Source organism: Protofrankia sp. CiP1_Cm_nod3 (genome assembly GCF_982290655.1).
In genome coordinates this window covers 4,689-8,913 of record NZ_CEVIVD010000139.1, presented here as the reverse complement: position 1 = coordinate 8,913, position 4,225 = coordinate 4,689, and the positions used below count along the sequence as shown (strand labels likewise).

Here is a 4,225-nt window from a genome sequence, read left to right as displayed (position 1 = left end):
CGGCCGAGGCGGACGGCGGCTCGGTGGAGGTCGCCCGGGGCGACCGGATCCCGGTACGGCGGATCGCGCCGGCGCTCGGGCTCGGCGTGATGCACGAGGTGCGCTTCGAGCTGGGCCGCGAGTGGGTCGACCACTTCACCCGCTGCGCCGCCCAGGCGGCGGCCGACGGCTCCGGCGCGCCGGGCGCGGGCGCCCTGGGGCCAGGCGCCTCGGGCTCGGGCGGTTCGGGCTCGGGCTCGGGCGGTTCGGGCTCGGGGCCGGGCGGCTCGGGGCCAGGCGGTTCGGGGCCGGGCGAGCCGCGGGTCAGCGAGGTGCGGGTCAGCGACCTGCTGCGCTGGATCGACGAGCCGAAGCCGCGCGGCCTGGACGACAACGTCGCGCACCTGGTCGTCGCCGCGTTCGCCGAGCAGACCGACCGGGCCTGGTACCGGCACGGCGGCCTGCTCGCGACCCCGCCCGAGCTGAACGCGATCACCAGGGACATGACGCTGCGCGAGCAGCCGCTGCCCGACGCGGCCGACTGGGCGGCCGCCGGCGAACGCGCCCAGGCGATCCTCGGGGTACGGCCGCCGGCGCTGCTGCGCGGCCGGCTGCTACGCGGCTTCGCCGAGGAGCTGGTCGAGAAGGCACGGCCCCGCCGGGCGGCGAGCCAGAAGCTGGTCGACGCCCTGGAGACGCACGCCGCCGCACTCGGGCTCGACCCGCGCACCGGCCTCGCCGCGGCCGGCACCGCCGCGGCCGGCACCGACAGCAACGGCCCCGACAGCAACGGCGCGAACGGGGGCCGGCTGCGGACCGCGCGGGCCGCCCGCGACCTGCTCTTCGCGCTGGACGACCCCAGGGCCGGCGGCACGGAGATCGTCCGGCGGCTGGCCCGCGCCGAGCTCGCCGGCCCGGCCACGCAGTTCGCCGTGAGCATCAGCCGCGCCGACGACGTCACCGACGCGATCAGAGCGGCCCCCTGGGACGAGACCTTCGCCGTCATCGCCGGACTGCCCGAGCCCTACCGGACCGAGGCCCACGAGATCCTCGGGCTGATCCGCGCCACCGGTGCCGCCGACGAGCTGACCACGTCGCTCGCCCCGGCGCTCAACCAGGCCCGCACCAGGGCGACCACCCTGCTCCGCCGCGCCACCACGGCGCCCGTCCCGCCCGTCGATCCCATCAGGCCCGCCGATTCCATCAGGCCCGTCGATCCCACCAGGTCGAGGCCGTGGGCCGAGGTCCCGCCGGTCGAGACCGTCCCGATGAGGCGCGGCACCGGCCAGACCGACTCCAGGCCGGCCGTCACGATCCCCCCGCCCGGCCAGGGCAGCACAACGGAGGGCGGCGCCGCGGAAGGCGGCACGAGGGCGGGCGGCACCGGAGCCGGCACGGCCGACGCGGGCACGGCCGGCACGGGCACCGCGTGGCGGTGGCGGGGCCGGGTCGGGGAGCTGGAGGAGGCGCTAGCCGAGCTGCGCACCCACGTCGGCGACCAGCCCGGCGATGTCGAGATCATCTGGCGGCCGGCGCCGTGACCCTCCTGTCGTCCCCGGGTGGCGCGGGCGGCGCGGGCGCTCCCCGGGTGACCCCGGCCGTCGTGCTGGGCCGGGTCGACCGGCTGCGGCGCGCCGCGCGGAGCAACCACGGCGGCCAGCCGCGCGTGCTGCTGGTCCGCGCCCAGCCGGACTGGCCGGTGCCGGGGGAGCTGGACGCCGGCGGCCGGCCGGTCCGGGTGGTGCCCTGCGTGTCACCGCTCGCCGTCCTCGAGGAGGTCACCCGCTGGGCGCGCGACCCGGTCGAGGACGGCTGGCTGGTGCTGCTCACCGACGCCGACGAGGAGACGCTGGGTGACTCCGTCCTGGCCCAGGTCTACCGGCAGCGGGTCGACGTCATCGAGCCGTGGCTCGCGGTCCTGGAAGACTTCGGCGCCACCCAGGCCGACCCGCGGCTACGCGCCCCCGAGTACCGCTGGGTCGCGCAGGCGCTGCTGGAGGCCCGTCCCCCGGCCGGCTGGCCGCGCCGGCCCGATGGCCTGAGCCGGCAGGACGCGCTGGCGGAGCTGGCCGCCGTCCGGCTCGGCCTGACCGAGCTGGGTCTGGGCGCCGCCGACCTGGACATCGCCACCCTGCTGCGCTGGACGACCACCCCCGGCGCGACCGAGGCGCTGCGCCGGCTCGGCGACGACGAGCGCGCCGGCCTCACCGCCTACCTGGTCGAACGGACCGGCCGCGCGGGGCGGGCCCTGTTCACCCTGGTCGCCGCCGGCAACGGCGAGCGGGCGCTCGCCCTCGGCCTGGTCTGTGGCTGTCTGTGGCCCCGGCGTGGCCGCGACGCCGCCGGCCCGCCGGCACCGGCGGCGGGGGATGTCGCGGCGGTCGAGCGGGCTGCCGAGCGGGCCAGGGTCCGGGTGGAGCGTTACTTCGGCGACGTCCGCCTCGACGACACGACCATGCGCGCGTTCGCTGACGCCGTCCACGAGGTGGTGACGACGGCGCTGGTGGCGGCCCGCCCGGGCACCAGCCGGCTCGGCCTCGACACGGCCGGCGCCGCGTCGGCGACCCTGCACCCGGAGGATGCGCTCCCGGCCCTGCTCGACACCGCGGAGCGGCTGCTCGACGACCTGGACGCCCGGGTGGCCGGCGCCGCGAGCGACATCCTGCGGGCCGGGTTCGACCACCGGCTGGCCGCCGTCGCAGCCACCGTCCGCGACTTCCTCGCCGCCGCCGAGTCCGGGGCCGACCGCACGCTGCTCGCGCGGGCGGCCCGCGACGTCGTGACCGCCGTCGGATCGCTGCGCGACCATCTGCTGGCCGGTGTCGACCGTCCCCCGGTGGAGCGGGCCACGGTGGAGCGGGCCGCGATGGCCGCCCGGCTCGTCGGCTGGCTCGCCACCCAGCCCACCGGTTCGCTCGCCGCCGCGCACCGGGCGGGCGGGCAGGGCTCCACGGGCGGGCAGCGCCCCGGCCGGGAGCGGGCGGGCGAGCCGACGACGCTGGCCGGCGCCCTCGACGCCCACCTCGACGACGGTGCCTGGGTCGACATCGCGCTCGGTCACCTGGCCGTCGGCGACCCCACGCCCGCGATCGGCGCGGTGTACGGCGACCTCTACCGGGTGGCGGCCCGTCGCCGCCGCGCCCTCGACGCCGCCTTCGCGCAACTGCTCGCCCGGTGGAGCACGACCGGCAGGCCGGCCCCGGCCGCCGCGGCGGCGCCGGCCGGGCCGCTGTGCGTCGAGGAGATCCTCGACCGGGTGGTCGCGCCGGTCGTGGCCGCCCGCGGCGGCCGGGCGCTGCTGGTCGTGCTCGACGGGATGAGCGCCGCCGTCGCCGTCCAGCTCGCCGCCGAACTGCGCCGCGAACGCTGGGAGGAGTGCGACCCGCTCGGCTCCCTCCCAGGTGGGCCGAACGGTGAGCCGGCCGGCTCCGCACGGCGGCGGGCGGCCGTCGCCGTGCTGCCGACCGTGACCGCCACCTCGCGGACGTCACTGCTCGCCGGCCGGCTGCTCACCGGCGACAAGACGAAGGAGAAGGCCGAGTTCGAGGGCCATCCGCGCTGGGGCCGGCGGGCTGCCCGGCTGTTCCACCACGCCGACCTGGCGGGCAGGCCCGGCGCCGCGCTCGACGGGGAGCTCGCCGACGCGCTGACCTCGGACACCCCCCTGGTCGCGGTCGTGATCAACACGGTCGACGACACGCTCGAGCGGGGCCGGCCGCGCGACGACGGCGGTTGGAGCCTGGCCGACGTCGGCCGGCTGCGCGCGGTGCTGGGCTACGCCCGGACCGCCGGGCGGGCGGTCATCCTGACCAGCGACCACGGCCATGTCGTCGACCACCGCTCCGGGACGCTGGCCGCCGCCGACGCCGCGTCCGCCCGGCACCGCGTCCCCGGCTCGGGCGACAACGACTCCCGGGACGGCGAGGTGGCGCTGGCCGGGCCACGGGTGCTCGCGCCCGGCGGGCGGATCGTCGCGCTGTGGGACCCGGCCGTGCACTACCTGGGCCGCAGGGGCGGCTACCACGGCGGCGCGGCGCCGGCCGAGGTGACAGTGCCCGTACTGGCCTTTCTGCCGTTCCGCCTCTCCGCGGCGTCGGCGAGCCGCGACCTGCCGCCCGGCTGGCGCCCGCTGCCCGACCAGCGCCCGCGCTGGTGGTCACTGGAGACGACAGACCTCCTCGGCAGCCTTGGTGGTGGCGGCCTTGGGGGCGGACCTGGTGGCGGCGACACCGTGCTGGTCGGGCGG

Annotated in this window: 2 protein-coding genes; both read left to right on the top strand. The window is 78.7% G+C overall.

Annotated features, from left to right (window positions below; all coding sequences use genetic code 11):
* A partial coding sequence (locus AC5LUJ_RS19910; protein WP_493465497.1) for a BREX-2 system ATPase PglY family protein occupies nt 1-1,520 on the top strand: 1,520 nt, incomplete at its 5' end.
* Nucleotides 1,517-4,225 (top strand): BREX-2 system phosphatase PglZ (pglZ, locus tag AC5LUJ_RS19905; RefSeq protein ID WP_493465496.1); only part of this gene is annotated, 2,709 nt, incomplete at its 3' end. The genes AC5LUJ_RS19910 and pglZ, both read left to right, overlap by 4 nt.